At 55.0% G+C, this 19,700-nt stretch carries 15 protein-coding genes, 1 tRNA gene and 6 pseudogenes; 1 reads left to right on the top strand and 21 read right to left on the bottom strand.

Going from position 1 to position 19,700, the window contains the following annotated elements:
* Positions 1-12: 12 nt before the first annotated feature.
* Positions 13-2,001, bottom strand: a pseudogene (uvrB, locus tag JCM15764_RS17675) (excinuclease ABC subunit UvrB).
* A 70-nt stretch (positions 2,002-2,071) separates the two neighbouring features.
* Complete coding sequence (locus JCM15764_RS17680) at positions 2,072-2,518, bottom strand: response regulator (RefSeq protein WP_054698108.1); 447 nt, start codon at positions 2,516-2,518, stop codon at positions 2,072-2,074.
* Positions 2,519-2,682: 164 nt separating this feature from the next.
* Here JCM15764_RS17680 and JCM15764_RS17685 point away from each other — a divergent pair, with 164 nt between their 5' ends.
* Positions 2,683-2,874: a twin-arginine translocase TatA/TatE family subunit gene (locus JCM15764_RS17685; protein ID WP_054698111.1), complete on the top strand. Its 192-nt coding sequence runs from the start codon at positions 2,683-2,685 to the stop codon at positions 2,872-2,874.
* 76 nt (positions 2,875-2,950) lie between these two features.
* Here the strand turns inward: JCM15764_RS17685 and JCM15764_RS17690 are convergent, their stop codons facing one another.
* From JCM15764_RS17690 to JCM15764_RS30245, 19 genes and pseudogenes are all read right to left on the bottom strand, one after another.
* Positions 2,951-3,550 carry a YceI family protein gene (locus tag JCM15764_RS17690; protein ID WP_054698114.1) on the bottom strand — a complete coding sequence of 200 codons (600 nt, stop codon included), beginning with the start codon at positions 3,548-3,550 and terminating at the stop codon, positions 2,951-2,953.
* 75 nt (positions 3,551-3,625) lie between these two features.
* Positions 3,626-4,072, bottom strand: coding sequence for a MarR family winged helix-turn-helix transcriptional regulator (locus JCM15764_RS17695; RefSeq protein ID WP_054698117.1), 447 nt, complete (start codon positions 4,070-4,072; stop codon positions 3,626-3,628).
* 168 nt (positions 4,073-4,240) lie between these two features.
* Positions 4,241-5,670: pseudogene (gene adeC, locus JCM15764_RS17700) on the bottom strand (AdeC/AdeK/OprM family multidrug efflux complex outer membrane factor).
* Between the two features lies 1 nt (position 5,671).
* Positions 5,672-8,824: pseudogene (locus JCM15764_RS17705) on the bottom strand (efflux RND transporter permease subunit).
* A gap of 12 nt (positions 8,825-8,836) precedes the next feature.
* Positions 8,837-10,038: pseudogene (locus tag JCM15764_RS17710) on the bottom strand (efflux RND transporter periplasmic adaptor subunit).
* Positions 10,039-10,239: 201 nt separating this feature from the next.
* Positions 10,240-10,368, bottom strand: coding sequence for a hypothetical protein (locus JCM15764_RS30215; RefSeq protein ID WP_500778439.1), 129 nt, complete (start codon positions 10,366-10,368; stop codon positions 10,240-10,242).
* Positions 10,329-10,580: a hypothetical protein gene (locus tag JCM15764_RS27195; RefSeq protein WP_279384533.1), complete on the bottom strand. Its 252-nt coding sequence runs from the start codon at positions 10,578-10,580 to the stop codon at positions 10,329-10,331. Before JCM15764_RS27195 ends, JCM15764_RS30215 begins: the two co-directional genes overlap by 40 nt.
* A gap of 73 nt (positions 10,581-10,653) precedes the next feature.
* On the bottom strand, positions 10,654-10,809 hold the full coding sequence (locus tag JCM15764_RS27200; RefSeq protein ID WP_279384534.1) for a TetR/AcrR family transcriptional regulator: 156 nt from the start codon (positions 10,807-10,809) through the stop codon (positions 10,654-10,656).
* A 251-nt stretch (positions 10,810-11,060) separates the two neighbouring features.
* Positions 11,061-11,990 carry a glycosyltransferase family 2 protein gene (locus JCM15764_RS17720; protein ID WP_243689342.1) on the bottom strand — a complete coding sequence of 310 codons (930 nt, stop codon included), beginning with the start codon at positions 11,988-11,990 and terminating at the stop codon, positions 11,061-11,063.
* On the bottom strand, positions 11,974-13,194 hold the full coding sequence (locus tag JCM15764_RS17725; RefSeq protein ID WP_243689343.1) for a hypothetical protein: 1,221 nt from the start codon (positions 13,192-13,194) through the stop codon (positions 11,974-11,976). The genes JCM15764_RS17720 and JCM15764_RS17725 overlap by 17 nt, the downstream gene beginning before the upstream one ends.
* A 38-nt stretch (positions 13,195-13,232) precedes the next feature.
* A complete protein-coding gene (locus JCM15764_RS24905) occupies positions 13,233-13,586 on the bottom strand; it encodes a glycosyltransferase family protein (protein WP_243689344.1) in 354 nt (117 codons plus the stop codon).
* A gap of 183 nt (positions 13,587-13,769) precedes the next feature.
* Positions 13,770-13,846 (bottom strand) — tRNA-Arg (locus JCM15764_RS17730).
* A gap of 155 nt (positions 13,847-14,001) precedes the next feature.
* A complete protein-coding gene (locus JCM15764_RS17735; RefSeq protein WP_054698120.1) occupies positions 14,002-14,256 on the bottom strand; it encodes a hypothetical protein in 255 nt (84 codons plus the stop codon).
* A 77-nt stretch (positions 14,257-14,333) separates the two neighbouring features.
* Positions 14,334-14,885, bottom strand: coding sequence for a hypothetical protein (locus JCM15764_RS30220; RefSeq protein ID WP_279384535.1), 552 nt, complete (start codon positions 14,883-14,885; stop codon positions 14,334-14,336).
* 50 nt (positions 14,886-14,935) lie between these two features.
* Positions 14,936-16,240 carry an alpha-glucosidase C-terminal domain-containing protein gene (locus JCM15764_RS30225; RefSeq protein ID WP_279384536.1) on the bottom strand — a complete coding sequence of 435 codons (1,305 nt, stop codon included), beginning with the start codon at positions 16,238-16,240 and terminating at the stop codon, positions 14,936-14,938.
* Positions 16,237-17,676, bottom strand: a complete 1,440-nt coding sequence (gene treS, locus JCM15764_RS30230; protein WP_279384537.1) for a maltose alpha-D-glucosyltransferase — start codon at positions 17,674-17,676, stop codon at positions 16,237-16,239. The genes JCM15764_RS30225 and treS overlap by 4 nt, the downstream gene beginning before the upstream one ends.
* Positions 17,677-17,693: 17 nt before the next feature.
* Positions 17,694-18,264: pseudogene (locus JCM15764_RS30235) on the bottom strand (hypothetical protein).
* Positions 18,265-18,329: 65 nt separating this feature from the next.
* Positions 18,330-18,725 (bottom strand): alpha-amylase family protein, encoded by a 396-nt coding sequence (locus JCM15764_RS30240; RefSeq protein ID WP_243689346.1) that lies wholly within the window; start codon positions 18,723-18,725, stop codon positions 18,330-18,332.
* Positions 18,722-19,677 (bottom strand): annotated as a pseudogene (locus JCM15764_RS30245) (maltotransferase domain-containing protein). Before JCM15764_RS30245 ends, JCM15764_RS30240 begins: the two are co-directional and overlap by 4 nt.
* Positions 19,678-19,700 lie beyond the last annotated feature (23 nt).

A 19,700-nucleotide genomic window follows, 5' to 3' on the forward strand; every position in this document is an offset into this window, starting at 1 on the left:
TCCGACAGACTCCTAGCGAAGCTTCAACTCCTGGTCTTCCAGCTTTTTGATCCGGTCCCGTAATCCTGCCGCCTTTTCGAAATCCAGCTCCTTCGCCGCAGCAAGCATCTCCTTGCGCAACTTCTTTACCAGCTTGGGAATATCCTTCACCGCCACGTATTCTTCCATGGTCTCCGCCGCCAGCGGCACGGTGACGTAGTCGTGCTCCTCCACCGATTCCAGAATGTTGCGTATCTGTTTCTTCACACTCTGGGGGGTAATATTGTTTTTCCCGTTATATTCCTGCTGAATCTGCCGCCGCTTCGAAGTGACGTCTATACAAGCCTGCATCGATCGAGTAACACTATCCGCATACATGATGACACGGCCCGACAGGTTTCTGGCGGCACGGCCGCAGGTCTGAATCAGAGAACGCTCGGAACGGAGAAAACCCTCCTTGTCCGCATCGAGGATTGCCACCAGTGACACCTCGGGGATGTCCAAGCCCTCTCTGAGCAGATTTATGCCCACCAGCACGTCAAACTCGCCGAGCCGGAGGTCACGGATGATCTGCATGCGCTGGATGGTGTCGATATCCGAGTGGAGATAACGGACTTTGATGCCCAGCTCACGGTAGTAATCGGTCAGTTCTTCGGCCATCCGCTTGGTCAGGGTTGTCACCAGCACCCGTTCACCCTTTTCCACGGTCAGGCGAACCTCATGGAGCAGATCATCCACCTGTCCCGAAGCAGGGCGGACCTCAACCTGCGGGTCCAGGAGCCCCGTCGGCCTGATCACCTGCTCCACAACTACGCCCCCCGCCTGCTTCAGCTCGTATTCAGCCGGCGTCGCGGAGACATAGACCGTCTGGTTCAACTTTTTCGTGAACTCCTGGAAGTTGAGGGGCCGGTTGTCCAGGGCCGAGGGGAGTCGGAAGCCGTAGTTAACCAGCGTCTCTTTGCGGCTACGGTCCCCCCGGTACATCCCCCCCACTTGGGAAACGGTGATGTGGGATTCATCGATAAAGAGCACGAAATCCCTGGGGAAGTAGTCGATGAGGGTATAGGGTGGCTCGCCGGCTGAGCGCCCATCGAAATGCCGGGAATAATTCTCTATCCCCTGGCAGAATCCCATCTCTTCCATCATTTCAATGTCGAAAAAGGTGCGCTGCTCAATGCGCTGGGCTTCCAGCAGCATGTTCTGCTCACGAAAACAGCGGATCCGTTCCTCCAGTTCCAGGCGGATCTGCTCGATGGCCCGGTCCAGGGTCTCCTTGTTGGCCACATAGTGGGAGGCCGGATAGATGGCGCACTTTGCCATTTTCTGGATCACCTGGCCGCGCAGGGGGTCGATCTCCGAAACGGCATCTACCGTATCGCCAAAAAATTCGATGCGTAGTGCCCTTTCATCGTCGTGGGCCGGAAATACCTCGACGATGTCCCCCCTGACCCGGAAGGTACCGCGGTGGAAATCAACGTCATTCCTTTCGTACTGGATGGCGACCAGCTTTTTCAGAAATTCGTCACGGGGAACATCGTCCCCCTGGTGGAAGAAGATGTGCATCTCCTGATAGGAAGCGGGCGAGCCGATGCCGTAAATGCAGGAAACAGATGCAACGATGATGACTCGCGACGGGTGAGCAGGGAGCGGGTAGCCGAGTGACGCATCTTGTCGATCTCGTCATTGATGGATGAGTCTTTTTCGATGAAGGTGTCGGTGGTGGGAAGATAGGCCTCGGGCTGGTAGTAGTCATAGTAGGAGACGAAATACTCCACTGCATTGTCAGGAAACAGCTCCTTGAATTCGCCGTAGAGCTGGGCGGCAAGAGTTTTGTTGGGGGCAAGGATCAGCGCCGGGCGATTAATGTTGGCGATGATGTTGGCATGGTAAAGGTCTTGCCGGAGCCGGTCACCCCCAGAAGTACCTGATCGCGATCCCCCGAATGATACCTTGGGTAAGCTCGTCTATGGCCTGGGGCTGGTCACCCCGTGGCTTGTAGTCACTGCTTAGTCTGAAATCCATAGGAGGATAATATCATGTTATGCGTGGTCTTGCATAGAAGGGGGGAGGCGGAGACATGTTCAGCTGCCGGTCAGCGTTGGCAATCAATTTGCGGAGGCAGTTGGCATAAAGACAACCAATAACCACTTATCTGGCGCAGTGCGTCGCAGAACTGGCTGAATTCCACCGGTTTGCGGATATAGCTGTTCGCCCCAAGACAGTAGCTGTGCAGAATGTCCAGCTCTTCCGAAGAAGAGGTAAAGACAACGATGGGAATTGTTCGGGTTTCGCTGTTGGCCCGCAGCTGGCGCAGCACTTCCAGCCCGTCTACCTTGGGCAGTTTGAGGTCCAGCAGTATCAGGCGAGGTTTATTGCTCCCGTCGCCGTCGCCATACTGTCCTCGGCCGAAGGCAATATCAAGGGCCTCAACCCCATCACGGGCAATGACAATTTCGTCATTGAGAGCAACCTTTTGCAATGCCCGCAGGGTCAAAGCCTCATCATCGGGATTGTCCTCAACCAGCAGAATCCTTTTCACTTCAGTTATTCCTCACCTTCTTATTTTTTCCCTAATATACTGGCCCCAAGATTAATGTGCAATTAATTTGTCGCCCCGGAAGGTCAGAAAGAACAGGTAATTTCTTGATTTTTTACATGTGCAATGCAATACTTGCTACAAATTTGCACAAATGTGGAGGATCTATGTTTGGATTCGGCATGCCGGAACTTATTGTCATCCTGGTAATTGTCATGGTCATTTTCGGAGCAGGGAAATTGCCGGAAATCGGCAGCGCATTGGGTAAAAGCATTAAAAACTTCAAGCGTGCGTCTGACGGCAAGGATGAGATAGAAATCAAGGCCCGCAAGGATGACGAGGCGAAAAAAGAAGGGTGATCCTTCTGACGAATGAGCTCAAAACAAAAGGGGATGGCAAATCTGCCATCCCCTTTTGTTTTTGCTGCTATCAATACTATTTTGCCTGAGCCTTGATCAACTCGATCTCCAGAGTAATTGTCACTTCATCGCCGACCGTAACCCCACCGGTTTCCAATGCAGCATTCCATACCAGACCGAAATCCTTACGATTTATTTTGGTCGTAGCCGTAGCACCGCGGCGGATGTTACCCCATGGGTCCTTGCTCTCTTTTGACAGTCCTTCCACAGTCAACACTACCGGGCGGGTAATCCCGTGGAGAGTCAGGTCACCCGTCATCTTGAGCTTATCTTTGCCTGCCTTGGCAATTTTTTTCGAAGCAAAGGTCATGGTCGGATATTTGGCAACGTCGAAGAAGTCTGCACTCCGCAGGTGCTCATCCCGTTTCTGCACGTTGGTGTTGACCGTGTTGGTGTCGATGGCCACTATTACCCTTGATCTGGTAATGTCCTTGTCATCCAACTCGATTTTTCCCGTGTACTTGTCAAAACTGCCTTTCACGTTGGAAACCATCAGGTGTCGTACCTTAAAACCCACATTTGAATGGTCGGGGTCGATGTTCCAGGTGGAGGCTGAAGCCACCAGCGGCAATGCCAGGGCGATAATGGCAGTTATGGATGCGATTGCTTTTTTCATGATTTTCTCCTTTTTGGTGTTGATTAGAAACAATACTGTTTGATATTAAACTAATTGACTAAATTTTTCTCTTTTTTACTTTCCCACTTTTTTCAAGCCGAGTTTTTTGCACAGGGTGCCCAGCTGCTCCTGTTCCTTTTCGGACAATTCCGACATTTCTTTAACGATAGCTGCTTCCACTGCAGTAAAAACCTCGGCGATCAGTGTTTCTCCTTCATCCGTCAGATAAACTGTCAGGTAACGTCTGTCCTCGCTATCCCGCTCCCGCCTGACCAGATGGCGCTTTTCCAGGTTGTCGATGACCATGGTGATATTGCCGGTGCTTTTGAGGATCTTCGCTGCCAGGTCCCGCTGGCACAGTGGCCCTTTGTGATACAAAGCCTCAAGAACGCCGAACTGGCTGATGGTCAGATCCGCAGCCGACATGTGGCGGTTTACCCTGACCGTAACCGACTCTGCAGCCCGCATCAGCTTTGTGTAGGTATTCAAGGCCAGGAATGACGGGTTGTTCTTTGCGTACATATGAGCACCTCATTTTGTTCAGGCGGAACGATTTAATATTAAACTAATTCATTTTTATCTATCTGTCAAGAAAGTTTATTTAACCGGAAAAGCCACTTGGGGAAATAAAAAGAGCCCGGCGGAAAATTTCCGCCGGGCTCAGAACATCGGTAACATCCTCCCCTTCTGTTATTTGCCTACCCCGCCCCCCAGCACCTTGTACAGGCTAACCAGATTGTTGAGCCGTATCAAACGGGCGCTGATCAGGTTCTGTTGGGCTGCATACAGGGAGCGCTGCGAATCGAGGACATTGAGGTAGCTGTCGACCCCTCTTTCGTAACGGGCCTCGGAAAGGCGGAAACTTTCGGCAGTGGCATCGGTAAGTGACTGTTGTGCCGCCACCTGCTCGTCAATGGTTCCCCGTTGAGCCAGAGCGTCGGCTACCTCGCGGAAGGCGACTTGAATAGCTTTTTCATACTGGGCCACTGCAATATCCCGGTCAACTTCCGCCACCTTCAGGTTGGCGCGATTGCGTCCCCCCTCGAAGATCGGCACCGATATCCTCGGCGCGAAGCCCCAAGTGAAGGCGCCTCCCTTGAAGAGCCCCGCCAGTTCGTCGCTGCCGAAGCCGACGTTGGAGGTCAGCGTAATGCGGGGAAAGAAGACAGCCCGCGCCGCGCGATATTGGCATTGGCACCTTTGAGCAGGAACTCGGCCTGAAGGATATCGGGACGATTGAGCAGGACATCGGAAGGAAGGCCGGGAGCAACGTCCTTCAGAGCGGTCAGGTTCGCAGTCAGCGTCTGGGGCAAGAGGTCCGCCGGTACGGAGGCCCCGACCACCAGGTTGAGGGCGTTCACGTCCTGGGCGGTGAGGGCGGTGAAGCGGGCAATGTCCACCCGCGCAGCATCCACGCTGGTCTGAGCCTGTTGCAGGTCCAGGGCCGAAGAAACGCCGGAGTCGAAACGGCTCTTGGTAAGCTTGAAGGATTCCTGCTGGTTGGCCAGGGTGTCCTTGGCCAGCTTGAGGCGTTCCAGGTCGGAGGCCAGGGTAAGGTAAGCGGTTGCCACTTGGGATACGAGACTGATCTGGACACTGCGTCGGGCCTGTTCGGTGGACAGATACTGTTCCAGAGCCTGGTCCTTCAGGCTGCGCACCCTGCCGAACAGGTCCACTTCATAGGAACTGACCCCCAACCCCACGTCGTATTGGTGAACGGTAGCTGCCTTGCCGGTGGCCGAGAAATCTTCAGGAATCCGCTGATAGGTTGCTCCTGCTGTGGCATCCATATTGGGAAACAGGTCAGCGCGCCTGATCTGGTACTGGGCGCGGAACCGCTCCATGTTGAGAATGGAAACGCGCAGGTCGCGGTTGTTGTCCAAGGCCAGGGCGATCAGTTTCTGCAGCTGGGGCTCGACGAAAAATTCCTGCCACGGGATTTCAGCCAGCGGCTTCTGATCCGCCTTGGCCGTTTCTACCTTGTAGGCAGGGCCGCTGGGCCAGGCATTGGGCACCGGTGCAGCGGGCTGGCTATATTCAGGGGCCATGGTCGTGGCACAACCGCTCAACCAGAGGAGTGCCCCCAAGGAAAGATACAACATATTTTTTATTCTATTCATCTCAATGCACCTCCTGGGCATTGGCGCCGGCAGCCGGTTCAACGACCCGCTTTCGGGCAAAGATGCGCGAGACCAGCACAAAGAAAAACGGAATAAACAGCAGATCGATGAAGGTTGCCGAGAGCAATCCTCCGTAACCGCCGTTCCTATGGCATTCTGGCTGCGGCCCCGGCACCCGTGGTGAGGGCCAGGGGCAGCGTGCCGAAGAAGAAAGCCAGCGAAGTCATAATAACCGGGCGCAGCCTGATCTTCACCGCCGCCAGGGTAGCCTCGACCAGCTCATGGCCCTGTTGCATCTGATCCTTGATGAACTGTATGATCAGGATGGCGTTCTTGGTTGAAAGCCCGACGGTGGTGAGCAGACCGATCTGGAGATAGACGTCGTTGGGCAACATGCGAAGGGTAATGGCCATAACCGCCCCCACCAGGCCCAGCGGCAGCATCAGCAGGTTAACAAAGGGAATGGTCCAGCTTTCGTAAAGAGCCGCCACGCTGAGGAAAACCACCAGGAGCGAGATGGCATAGAGGGCCGGAGCCTGTTTGCCTGACTGTATTTCCTCATAGGAGAGCCCGGTCCATTCGTAACCGATACCGGGAGGCAGCTGGGCAGCCATCTTTTCCATTTCGGCCATCGCCTCGCCAGTGCTCACGCCAGGGGCCGCCTGCCCCATGATCTCCACCGACGGAATGCCGTTATAGCGCTCCAGGCGGGGAGAACCATATTGCCAGTGTGCTGTGGCAAAGGCTGAAAACGGCACCATCTCGCCGGTCTTGTTGCTCACATACCAATTGTTGATATCCTCCGGCAGCATCCGGTACTTGGGATCGGACTGCAGATAGACCTTCTTTACCCTGCCGTTCTCGATAAAGTCATTGACGTAGGAACTCCCCCAGGCAGTGGACAGAACGCTGTTGACATCCGCCAGGGAGACCCCGAGGGCGCCGGCCCGAACATCGTCAATATCCAGTTTGAACTGGGGTGAGTCATCCTGGCCGTTGGGCCGCACCGCAATCAGCTTGGGGTTCTTCATGGCCATCCCCAGGAGCTGGTTACGCGCCTCCATCAGTTTGTCATGCCCCAGACCGCCACGGTCCTGCAGCTGAAAGTCGAAACCGTTGGCCTGCCCCAGTTCCACCACCGCCGGTGGCGAAAAGGCAAAGGCCAGACCATCTTTATATTGGGAAAAGGCCGCCATGGCACGGCCGGCAACGGCCGGTGCCTTCAAATCAGGCGTTGGGCGCAATTTCCAGTCCTTGAGCCTTACAAAAGCCAGGCCCATATTCTGTCCCCGGCCGGCGAAGCTGAAACCGGCAACAGTAATGATTGATTCTACGGACTTTTTCTCCTTTTCAAGAAAATGCTGTTCCATCTGCTCGATAACCTTCAGGGTCCGCTCCTGGGTGGCACCGGCAGGCAACTGGACCTGGCAGATTATGAATCCCTGGTCCTCGTCGGGCAGGAAGGCGGTGGGAAGCCGCAGGAAAAAGAACACCATGGCAGCGACAATGGCGCCGTACACCACCAGATAGCGTACCGGCTTACCAAAAGATCGTCCGACAATCCCTTCATACTTGCCCCTGCTCCAGTCAAACACTTTGTTGAACAGGCGGAAGAAACCGCAGAACCATCCCGACTCACACGCCTCATGGCCCTTTGCCACGGGCTTCAGGAGGGTAGAACAAAGGGCGGGGGTCAGGATCATCGCCGTCAATACCGAAAGAATCATGGCTGAGATGATGGTGATGGAAAACTGGCGGTAGATGACGCCGGTGGAACCGCCAAAGAAAGCCATGGGCAGAAAGACTGCCGTCAGCACGGTGGCAATGCCCCACAGGGCGCTGGTGATCTGCCCCATGGACTTGATGGTGGCCTCACGGGGGATAATCCCTCCTCGGACATGATACGTTCCACGTTCTCCACAACGACAATGGCGTCATCCACCAGGAGACCGATGACAATGACCAGGGCGAACATGGTCAGGGTGTTGATGGAAAACCCGGCTGCAGAGAGAACGCCCATCGTGCCCAACAGCACCACCGGCACCGCGATGGTCGGGATCAGTGTGGCACGGATGTTCTGCAGGAAGAGGAACATGATGACAAAGACCAGGAAAACGGCCTCCATCAGGGTTTGGATCACTTCTTCGATGGAGATCTTGACAAAGGGGGTAGTATCATAGGGGTAGACTACCTTCACCCCTTGGGGAACGAATTTTTCCAGCTCAGCCATCTTGGCCTTGACCCGATCAGCGGTGTCGAGGGCGTTGGCGCCGGCCGCGAGTCTGAGGCCATGCCGCCAATGGGTTTACCCTTGTAGCGTGCCTCGATATCGTAATTCTCGGTGCCGATTTTACATTCAGCCACATCCTTGAGCTTGACTGTCGAGCCGTCAGGGTTGGTGCGAAGAACTATGGCATCAAACTGTTCCGGCGTCTGCATCAGGGTGCGCGCGTGATGGTAGCGTTCAACTGCTGCCCCTGCGGCGCCGGGTTGCCGCCGAACTGGCCGGCCGAAACCTGGGCGTTCTGTGCCTGAACTGCGGCAATCACATCGCTGGTAGTCAGATGAAAATTGTTCAGCTTGACCGGGTTCAGCCAGATGCGCATGGCATTTTGGGAGCCGAAGACCGTTACCTCGCCGACCCCTTCCGTCCGGCTGATGATGTCCTGAATATTGGCCACCATGTAGTCGGTCAGGGCATGGCGGCCCATGGAACCATCCTCCGACACCAGTCCGACAACCATCAGAAAGTTCCTTGTGGACTTGACCACCTGGATCCCCTGGCGCTGGACGATCTGCGGCAGGAGCGGCGTGGCCAGCTGCAGCTTGTTCTGCACCTGTACCTGGGCGATGTTCGGGTCAGTGCCTGCCTTGAAGGTCAGGTTAATGGCCACGGCGCCAGCCGAGTCGCTGGTGGATGACATGTAAATCAGGTTGTCTATGCCGTTCAGCTTCTGCTCGATCACCTGGGTGACCGTATCCTGCACGGTCTGGCTGAAGCACCGGGATACATGGCGTTGATGGTTATCTGCGGCGGCGCAATCGGTGGATACTGGGAAACCGGCAAGGTCTTGATCGCCAGCAGACCGGCCAGCATGGTCATGATGGCGATTACCCATGCAAATATGGGTCTGTTTATGAAAAAGCGAGGCATGGAGAGGCTCCTTTATTTTTTAGCTGTTGCGGCAGGTTGTCCTGCGCCGGTGGGCGCTGGTTCCGGGTTGCTGTTAAAGGGCACGGCCTTGACCTGGGTACCGGGACGGGCCTTTTGGATTCCCTCCAGGATAATCCGGTCCCCGGTTTTCAAGCCGTCCCTCACCAGCCAGCTGTCGCCGACGGTCCGGGCGACATTGATTACCCTGGGCTCCACTTTCTCCTCAGCCCCGACCACCAAGACCATGGCATTGCCGGCCGGATTGCGGGTCACGCCACGCTGGGGCACCAGAATTGCCTGTTCATTTATCCCTTCTTCCAGGACGGCTCTGACGAACATGCCCGGCAGCAATGTCTGTTTCGGATTGGGGAACACTGCCCGCAGAGTGATGGAACCGGTGCTCTGGTCCACTGTTACTTCCGAAAACTTGAGCGTGCCGGGCACGGGATAGGCAGTTCCATCCTCCAATATCAGCTTGACGCGCGCCTGACCTGCATTGTCCTTTTTCAGCAGACCACTGGCCAGACTCTGTTGCAGCCGCAACATCTCCGAAGTGGATTGGGTCACATCCACATACATGGAACTGAGCTGATGGATGGTGGCCAGCGCAGCCGGCTGGTTGGCGGTAACCAGGGCGCGTTGGTCACGGTCGAGCGGCCGATGCGGCCGGTAATTGGTGCTGTCACTTTGGTGTATGCCAGATTGATGCGGGCAGTTTCGACCGCCGCCTTGGCTGAAGCCAGATCGGCCTCGGCCTGTTTCAGTGAGGCATAGGCATTATCGTAATCCTGCTGACTCACGGCCTTTATTTTAACCAGTTCACGAAAACGTTCCTCGCGGAGTCGGGCCGGGACCAGGTTGGCTTCAGCGCGGGATTCTGCCGCTCTGGCGCTGGCATAGGCAGCCTGATAGGTGGCCGGATCAATCTGGTAGAGCACTTGCCCGGCCTTCACATCGCTGCCCTCAGTAAAAATACGCTTCTGGATGATGCCACTCACCTGCGGCCTGACTTCGGCGATCATATAAGGCGACGTGCGGCCAGGCAGTTCGGTAGTCAAGGCAACCCGCTGCGGCTTCACCTCGATGACACCTACCTCGGGAGGTCCGGATTTTACCGGACCTGCCTGCTTCTTCTTTCCGCAACCGGAAAGCAGCATGCAACCACTGATAATGGCGGTGACGGCGATTAATTGTGCTCTCTTCGTGATGTGCATTGAAATACCTCGTATGATTTTGTTGAATAAAGCCCATAGTAAACACCGCCATTGCGGCTGCAGCAGCGGGTTCATTTGCGCCGGGAAAAAGCGATGATTATGATCAAGCTCCACATGGCAGCCAGCAATAAAAGAAACAGCTTGGTAAGCACTTGTAACCTCAAAATTAGCAGAAATGAATATTCATTCCGGTTTATATACTCAGCGCCTTACCGCATCCCAGCAGGCGCCGACCGTTTGTTCGATCAGCTGATCGGTGAGGTTGATGAACTTCAGGATATGATCCCTGCTCACGTCCACCAGCGGCCCGAAAGACAGGGCGAAAAGTATGGTAGATCCAGGTCCTTGAAGATCTGCTGCTGCCTGGCTTCGTCGAAAAGTTCCCTTATGATGTCCTTTTCCCGTTCGCCGAAAAGCTTTTCCCGACGATGGGCAACGCCGTATGGAGAATTGTGAAACTGTTCGACGAAACGCAGCTCCAGCGGGGCCGCTATCAGGTGCCTGACCAGCACCGCGCCCATGTGGAGAAACCGCTCGCGCACTGACCCTTTCTCCGGGTACCCTCCATGAGCGCCGTCACGAATCGCTCTTCGACAATGCTGTAAATCTCCATGATCAGGGTGTCCTTACAGTCGAAATAACGGTAAATGGTCCCTGCTCCAACCCCAGCCTTCTCGCGATCATCGCCATGGGGGCACCATGGAAGCCGTGTTCCGCAACAAGCTCAAGAGCCGCCTGGATTATCGTTTCCTTTTTGTCACATTTTTCCATTCTACAAATCCTCTTTCACGGAATGAACGTTCATTCTTTATAACTACTGATGCAGCTCCTTGTCAACGGAAAATTAATAGGGAAACCTTCACATAAGGCAGAGTGCGTTGTGAGTGAATAATGATGTGGCGAGAGATGCATCCCTAAGAGTATGCCAAGCGAGGAGAGTTTCTTTGCAAGACTGGATTATAAACGTTTTTGCAGTGGTATTTTCGGTACGTTTGCCGAATCTGTCGCCAGAAAAGATAAAATCAACTGGATGCCCACCAGCGTCGTAATGCAGCGAGCATTACCGTGCCGCTGGTTGCCACCACTCCAGTGCGCACAGATGTCACCCATGCCGTACTTCCGACAATCATACCTATGGAAAGGGCCAGCAGTCCCAGCAAAAGTCCCAGCGACATGGCACTGAAATCACGAAGATAATAGTTGTAAAAAATTCTCTTCAAGGTGTTCCGCACATGTTTGCAAGCGAATTCAGGGATCGAACGGAAGACGTTCAAGTTACTTTTTTCATCCGCATATCTTGCAGGGAGCGGAACATCCATCACAACCGCACGAATGATGTTCAGCCTGAACAGCATGTCTGACTCAAAGAAATAGCGATTATCTACCTTTTCCAGGGGTAGATGTTCCACCACCTTGGAGTGCACGGCAGTGAATCCGTTGGTGGGATCAAAAATATCCCAATACCCGGACGAAAATTTGGCAATAAAGGAGAGGGCCGCATTGCCGAGCAGGCGCACCAGGGGCATCTGTTGCACCCCTTCAAGGTAGTAGAACCTGTTGCCCTTGGTGTAATCTGCAATGCCGTTAATTATAGGCGAAATCAGGATGGGGATATGTTTGGGGTCCATCTGCCCGTCACCGTCAAGCTTGACCACGATGTCGGCGCCGTCACTGACCGCCTGCCGGTAACCGGCAATCGTAGCCCCCCCTACACCACGGTTTTCCCCGTTGAAAAGAACCCGAACCCGCGAATCGTCGCACTTTTCTGAGACGTATCTCCCTGTCTGTTCGAAACAAGCATCATCTACCACATAAATTGCCTGCACTTCCGGGCCAATCGCACTGATCACGCCAAGTATATGATTGCGGACGCCATAACAGGGGATAACTACGGCGACTGACTGCCTTCCGTTTCCCGACAGTGCCTCTGAATCTTTAAGGTGTGACTTCATAAACCGCTACTCCGACACTGGAAGGATCTTTATACAACAGATGGAGGCGCACCCCGGCCATGGGGGTGAAAGAGTCTCCGTTCTGTGGGGCTGTACTAAGGATTGACGCAGGTGCATTGAAAAGCGGCAGGAAAAGCAGCTCGAATTGGGGTCGCATGCCCGCCAGCATGCCATCGATTATTATATATCTTGCCCCTTTTTGTCTGGCCGTGGAGACCATCTCCTTAAGGTCCGTCTGGGGCATGCCTACATTTTCCAATTCCGAATAAAAGGATATTCTTCCCCACCGGGTCATTATTTTTGCTCCCGGGGGGAGATGCTTTTTCAGGAGCTCTCCGATACGACGCTGGTCGTAACGGCCGCCGTCATCTTCGAATTGATAAGGCTTGTTGCGATCTGCGGGAATCTGCGCGGCAAAAGTGTACAGGGTAAGCAGTGAGACCGCGATAATGGAAACCGGCGCCCAAGCCATATATTTAGAAAGGCCACTGTTTGCGGTAAACAGCCCCGACAGCCAACGTTCGGCGGAATACAGACCATTACCCACCCATAAAAAAAGCACCGGCAGGTACGGTTGCAGGTATTCAGGCCCAACAAAGAAAAAGACCACGATGATGCCGAAGGGAGCAAAAGATGCCAGTAAATACACTCGCCGTGTTACCTGCTCCCGATTCCACCTTCCCCAAAAGAAGCCGGCTACCACGGCGACCCACATATACAAGGGCACCATGGTCTGAAAGACTTTGATCAGATTTTGCGAAAGGTTTATCCAGAGAAAATCCGGGTAGGAGCGAATCACTTCAAGAAATCCAATCCCCTTGAAGCCAGGTTCGTTTTTCAGATCCGGCCGGCCCAGATACTCGCTCAAGGCATCGGCGAGGGTTGCGCCCCCCTTGCCGGTCAATTGCCACTGGCCGGTGACATTGTGAACCAGCAGGACAAAGGGCAACAACATCAGTATAAAGGAACCTGCACATACTGAAATCAGGAGGAGTCGTTTTTTCACGCTCCTGGTGCCGCCCCACGGCAGGAGCAGTACCGGCGCCATAAAAGCAAAGGCAACCAGAGATTCCGGCCTGGTAAGGTAAGAAAGCCCGGCTACAGCGCCAGCGGCAAGCGCCCACTGCACAGAGCCGCGGCGGAAAGCCTGCCACAAAAGCCAGTACCATGTGACGAGCAAAGTGATATACGTCGCCTGGGTCATGACCTCGCAAGCCCAGGAGCGCAGTGGCGGCCAGGCGATCACGAGAATGCAGCAATAATGCCAATGGAACGCTCAAAGAAGTCCCTGGCAAGCAGATACAGCGGAAAGATCAGCAGACTGCCCATCACTGCCGATACGAGGCGACCGGCTGACTCCGTATCTACGTCTAATAAACTTACCATCGCCGTCAATGACGGATATATGACGCCATAGGTAGTAAGCGGAGCAAAGTTGCCGTTGATAAGATTTCTCGCCGCAGATACATAGCCAACCCCATCGGCAGAAATGACACGATAGAAAGGAATAAAATACAGCCTTACCAGGAGCGCCGCGGTAAACAGTGAAACCAACAATATCAGCTCATTCCTGTTCAGGAATCGTTCCTTGTTCATGCTATCAGTCTCCGGTTTCAAAAAACTGCTTCCTGCTTGCGGCAACATATCGGATTGTCACTATATTATTTAGATCACATTGTCAATTTATTAGTAGTGCTTAAACCGTTTGAGACTGGCAGCTTCTTTCTCCCATGGCAAAAAAAGAGGCTACGGCCAAAGCCATAACCTCCGTTTATATATTGGCGCGCCCGGACAGATTCGAACTGCCGACACCCTGGTTCGAAGCCAGGTACTCTATCCAGCTGAGCTACGGGCGCCTGATGCCGCTGCTGTTGTTGCATGAAAGCCGGTGCAGTCTAACCGCAATCGCTTTGCCAGTCAAGACCATTCCTGGTCATGCAGCTGCCTTTCGCCATAAAAAAACCCGAAGCAAGCTCGGGTCTTTTTCATCGTCTCAGAGAATCTTCCATTTTCAGGGGAAGTGGTTATCTTTTTCGTTAAGCGTGGCCATGGCTGTTTTTATCTCCGGCCGTAGTAGCTGCCGGTCTGCCTGCTCATAATGGGCTGCTTCGGCATGAATCTGCCGCTTCATGTTCATTTCGTTGGCCGCATCGATCTGGCCGATGATCCCGCGGAAAGAATAACTGCCGCCATCACTATCCCCTGATAGAATCTTGTCATTGCCGTACCTCCTTATAACAGGCTGTTGGATTTCAACAGTCTGCAATCCAGGTTATGCAGAGCGAGCATGCAGGACAAGTATAAATAGTTTTAAATTAAAAGCAACTTATTTTTAGATATTTTTCATTTGACCGTCTCTTCCGCCGGCTCCGCATTCTTCATCAGACGCAGAATAGCGCGCAGAGGTATCAACAGCCAGTCGGGACGGTTGTTGATCTCATAGCCCAGGTCATGGATCGCCTTGTCCAGGATGTAGATGTCGAGGATGGTCTGCACGTCCGCCTCCAGGGTGGGGATAAATTGGGCGCCTTTCACATTTTGCAGATAGGCATGGAGGAAGGTCCCGGCCACGTAACGGTACCAGGCCTCCGCCCAAGGCTCCAGGAAAGGAATATCCTCGGTACGGATATGGGCATGCTGCACCAGCACTGCATAGGCCGCATATTGGAACGAATTGATCATGCCGGCAACGTCCCTGAGCGGCGAATCCTTGATCCTTCTTTCCCGCATGGAACGCGCCGGTTCCCCCTCGAAATCGATGATGATGAAATCCTGGCCCGTATAGAGCACCTGCCCCAGGTGATAATCCCCATGAATGCGTGTTTTCATCGCAGAAAACCTGCGACCGGTAAATTTGCCGAGCTTCTTGATGATCTCCTGTTCCAGCAAGAGCAAGTGTTCCGCCTCCTGCCGGATCTCGTCCTTGAGGTTTTTCAGGTTCCGCTTCAGAAGATCGAAGACGGTGCGGACCTGTTGCGCATGGACTGGAAACGCGAGCGCTGGTTGAAGATGGAAAATGGCTCCGGGGTAAAGGCCGGGTATTTGCTGTGGGCAGAAAGGGCCAGATGCAGCTGGGCCGTCCTCTTGCCTAAGAGGGGCACCATCTCCAGATAGAAGCCTCCCATCAGTTCCTGCATTTTCGGTGAAAGCGCCCCGTGATCGGCATCATAGATATTGGCCGGCAGCCGCGGCGTCACCTTCATATCCTCCTTGCTTGCCAGGACCCGCTCCACGTATTCCCCAACCTCGTCCATGGTCAGCCCCCAGGCATCCCCCTGGTTCTCTACCAGCCCTTGCATGATGCCAAGGGTGACCGGTTCCGTCCCTTTCTGCCAATACTCCAGCACTCCGACCAGCGGTGCAACATGGGCAAAGCGATCCTTTTCCGTCAGAAATCTGCCAATTTCCACCTCGGGATTGACCCCCTCCTCCACGCGCCGGTAGAGCTTGAAGAAGAAACTCTCGTCGAAATGGACAGCCGTGTTGCTCTGCTCAACCTTGCCCACCCTGGATTGCAGCGGCGCCTTCTTTTCCCGGAAGATGGCGGCAAAGGAATGTCCGGGACGCCCGGACAAGACCCTTCCCTCAAATCCCTCAATACGCTTTCTTCCCGCGATCAGGCCGAAAATAATGCAACGGAAGGCGCTGCTGTACATGGCATCGTAAAGGATGCCGTCTTCATTGTTCACCTTCAACCGGGCAATGACCGCCTCCGGGTATTCCTGCAGGATTTCCTCACCTTCGGTCAACGGCAGGTAATGCAGGGGAAGGAGATAGGTCTCGGTCTGCCCTTCGTTATAGGCGGTCTCGATAAAGCTCAGGAAGAAGGAAGTACTATCGGCCGGCACAGGCAGACTATCGCCGATGATCAGTTTGCTGATGGTCTGCCCTTTGCTGCGGAACCAGCGGGTCTTTCGCAGGTAGCCAGGAAGCACCCGCCGCTCCATCTGGGCCAAACCCGCTCGTCTCAGGATATTCTCCCAGGAACCGCTTACCGACAATTCGGGGCACACATATTCCGCTGCAGGCGCCTCCGCCTCCTGGGCCTTGGACATGAGCAGGAGATGGTAGTTGTATGGTCCGAGAATCAACACGTAGGGGCTGTCCTTGATCACCGGGAACCGATTGCGGCTGAAGATGTCCTCCGGTACATGGCCCAGAAACTCAGGAGAGGCTATCTCCACCACCTGGGAAAAACGGGACAGGTTGATGAAGATCAGGATTGTCTCCTCCTCGAATTTTCTGATCATGGCAATGACTTTCGGATTGCGTAACCGGACAAACTCAAGTGAGCCACGCTGAAGGCCTTATACTGCTTGCGCAGATCGATGAGACGCCGCATCCACCACAACAGCGACGATGGGTTACGGGTGTGGTTCTCCACATTGACCGCCTCGTAGTGGTACTCCGGATCGATGATCACCGGCAGAAACAGACGCTGTGCGTTGGCAGCGGAAAAACCTGCATTGCGGTCAGGACTCCACTGCATGGGGGTACGGACGCCGTTGCGGTCCCCCAGGTAATAGTTGTCACCCATGCCGATCTCGTCGCCATAATAGATGATGGGAGTGCCGGGCAGGGCGAAGAGCAGCACGTTCATCAGCTCGATCTTGCGCCGGTCACTTCCCATGAGTGGCGCAAGGCGACGACGGATACCCAGGTTGATGCGGGCACGGGGGTCGCTGGCATAGACCCGGTACATGTAATCCCGCTCTTCGTCGGTGACCATCTCCAGGGTCAGTTCGTCGTGGTTGCGCAGGAAGAGCGCCCATTGGGAATGCTCGGAAATGCCCGGAGTCTGTTCCAGAATGTTGATGATGGGAAAGGACTCCTCCATCTGCAGGGCCATGAACATGCGCGGCATGAGAGGAAAGTGGAAAGCCATGTGGCAGGCGCCGCTCCCCAGGTAGGAAACCGCGTCCTCCGGCCACTGGTTGGCCTCGGCCAGGAGCATCCGCCCCGGATATTTCTCGTCCATGAACTGGCGAATCTTGTTGAGAAAGGCGTAGGTCTCCGGCAGATTTTCGCAGTTGGTCCCCTCCCGTTCGTACAGGTACGGCACCGCATCAAGCCTTAAACCATCCACCCCCATGCCGAGCCAGAAATCTAGGACCTGCAACATAGCCTCGTGGACCCGTGGATTATCGTAATTCAGGTCCGGCTGGTGGGAATAGAACCGGTGCCAGAAGTAAGCCTTGGCCACCGGATCCCAGGACCAGTTGGACGATTCGAAATCCTTGAAGATGACCCGTGCATCCTGATATTTGGCCGGGGTGTCGCTCCAGACGTAGAAATCCCGCCACACCGACCGTGGCCCACCCCGGCGCGACTTCTGGAACCAGGCGTGCTGATCGGAGGTATGGTTCAGCACCAGCTCAGTAATGATCCTGATCCCCAGCCGGTGGGCCTCGCGCAGCACCGCCTGGAAGTCCCCGAGGGTGCCGTAATCGGGATGGATGCGGTAATAATCGGCAATGTCGTAGCCGTCGTCCTTGAGTGGCGACGGATAAAAAGGCAGAATCCACACTGCCGTCACCCCCAGGTCATGGAGAAAGGGAAGCTTTTTCAGCAGCCCACGGAAATCGCCGATGCCGTCGCCGTTGCTGTCGTAAAAGCTCCGGACGTGAACCTCGTAAATAACGGCGTCCTTGTACCACAGGAGGGGTTCATCTTTCAGTCCTGTCATGGCTTTGCTCCTGCCGATCACATGTAGTAGTCGAAATCCGCCTCATGGCGCAGACGCGGACGGATCTGGAAAATGCGTGCCGGCATCCGGCGGGGATCAAGCTCAATGAAATTCCAGGCCCCCTGCCAGATGGATTTTTCATCACTGATGAGATCGTGGATCAGATAGGGATGCCCCGGAGCAACTCCAAGCTGCTCAAGGGGAACGTGCAGCCTCCCCCCCTGAACTTGTCGGGTCCAGGTTTACCACCACGAGAATGATATTGCCGCCGTCACGGGAGACCTTGCTGTAGAAAATGAGGTTGTCGTTGTCCGTCTCATAGAAGGTAACGTTATAGGTGCTGTGAAAGGCGCGATTCTCCCGGCGAATGCGGTTGATGGTCGTGATCAGCTCCTTCAGGTTACCGGGGGCATTGCGGTCCCAGCTCCTGATCTCATATTTCTCCGCGTCCAGGTATTCCTCTTTCCCCGGCAGCTTCGTTGATTCCCAGCTCGAAGACCGGGCCATAGATGCCGTAACTGGATGAAAGGGTCGCTGCCAGGACCAGGCGATGATGAAAGCCGGCCGCCCTCCGTACTGGAGATGCATGGGGAGGATATCCGGGGTGTTCGGCCAGAAGTTGGGGCGAAAGAACTCCCGCACCTCGCTGCGGGTCAGCTCGCCAGGTAGGCGGTCAACTCGTCCCTGGTGGTCCGCCAGGTGAAATAGGTGTAGGACTGGCTGAAGCCAAGCTTGGCCAGGCGGTACATGACCTTTGGCCTGGTGAAGGCTTCGGCAAGGAAGATTACATCCGGATAATCGCGCCTTATCTCGCCTATCAGCCACTCCCAGAAAGGGAAGGGCTTGGTGTGCGGGTTATCCACCCTGAAGATGCGAATCCCCTTTTCGATCCAGAAGGTCACGACCCGCTTCAGCTCCTGCCAGAGCGACTGCCAGTCCGGTGTCTCGAAGTAAAAGGGGATGATGTCCTGGTATTTCTTCGGCGGATTTTCGGCAAATTGGACCGTGCCGTCAGGCCGCCAGAAAAACCATTCCGGGTGATCCCTCACATAGGATGATCGGGGGAGCACTGGAAGGCCAGGTCGAGGGCAATCTCAAGGCCATGGGTCGCCGCCTTGACCACCAGGGATTCGAAGTCCTCCATGGTACCCAGCTCGGGATGGAGCTGGGCGTGTCCCCCGCTTATGGCACCGATGGCCCAGGGGCTGCCCGGGTCGTCCGGATCGGCCGTTGGGGCGTTGTTCTTTCCCTTGCGGTTAGTGGAACCAATGGGATGAAGGGGGGGGATATAGAGCACATCAAAGCCCATTCCCGCCAATTCAGGCAGAAGCTCCTCACAATCACGGAAGGTACCGTGCCGCTTGCCATCTGTCCCCAGAGACCGGGGAAACAGCTCATACCAGGCACTGAAGCCGGCCTTCTCACGCTCGACGACCACCGAAAGCTCATGGTGATAACGTGTTGCCAGCGGCCTGTCTATGACACTGCTGTAAAGGTGTCCTTCGGAAATAAGTCCCAGCGCCACCCGCTGTTCCGGGCTATGGCGGCTGGAAAGTTCGTCCGCCGCCCCATGCAGCCGCTCTGAGGCTTGATGATTCCCATTCCCGGCGGCCGTTTCCGCCGCCTTCTTGAGTTGATCCCTGATCATGTCCAGTTCGACCGTTACATCCTGTCCATCCTCGTATTTTTTCAGCAGGTCCTTCTGCCATGATTTGAAATGGTCCACCCAGCAATAATGGTGTACTGCCAGACCCCGGTGCTCCGGAGGACAAAGGAGCCTTCCCAGCGGTCATTGCCCACATGCTTCATCTGCTCCTCGCGCCACGACTGTTCCGTCTCCACACGATAGAGCAGAACGGCACTCACTTCATCGTGGCCGTCGCAGAAAATATCGGCCTTCACCGTCAACTCGTCCCCGCAGATCCTTTTGACAGGATACAAGCCGCAATCCACCTGGGGGAAGACCCCTTCGATGACTACCCGTTTTCTCCCTTCAGACATATGAGCCCCCTCGTCGAGATGTC

This window comes from Geotalea toluenoxydans JCM 15764 (genome assembly GCF_001311985.1).
GTDB classification, from domain to species: Bacteria; Desulfobacterota; Desulfuromonadia; order Geobacterales; family Geobacteraceae; genus Geotalea; species Geotalea toluenoxydans.

Excerpts from the sequence above, each read along its gene's own strand:
- JCM15764_RS17685 (WP_054698111.1), top strand. The coding sequence starts at position 2,683 with ATGTTTGGATTCGGCATGCCGGAACTTATTGTCATCCTGGTAATTGTC.
- JCM15764_RS17690 (WP_054698114.1), bottom strand. The coding sequence starts at position 3,550 with ATGAAAAAAGCAATCGCATCCATAACTGCCATTATCGCCCTGGCATTG.
- JCM15764_RS17695 (WP_054698117.1), bottom strand. The coding sequence starts at position 4,072 with ATGTACGCAAAGAACAACCCGTCATTCCTGGCCTTGAATACCTACACA.
- JCM15764_RS27200 (WP_279384534.1), bottom strand. The coding sequence starts at position 10,809 with ATGGAAAAATGTGACAAAAAGGAAACGATAATCCAGGCGGCTCTTGAG.
- JCM15764_RS17720 (WP_243689342.1), bottom strand. The coding sequence starts at position 11,990 with ATGAAGTCACACCTTAAAGATTCAGAGGCACTGTCGGGAAACGGAAGG.
- JCM15764_RS17725 (WP_243689343.1), bottom strand. The coding sequence starts at position 13,194 with ATGACCCAGGCGACGTATATCACTTTGCTCGTCACATGGTACTGGCTT.
- JCM15764_RS24905 (WP_243689344.1), bottom strand. The coding sequence starts at position 13,586 with ATGAACAAGGAACGATTCCTGAACAGGAATGAGCTGATATTGTTGGTT.
- JCM15764_RS30225 (WP_279384536.1), bottom strand. The coding sequence starts at position 16,240 with ATGATCAGAAAATTCGAGGAGGAGACAATCCTGATCTTCATCAACCTG.
- treS (WP_279384537.1), bottom strand. The coding sequence starts at position 17,676 with ATGACAGGACTGAAAGATGAACCCCTCCTGTGGTACAAGGACGCCGTT.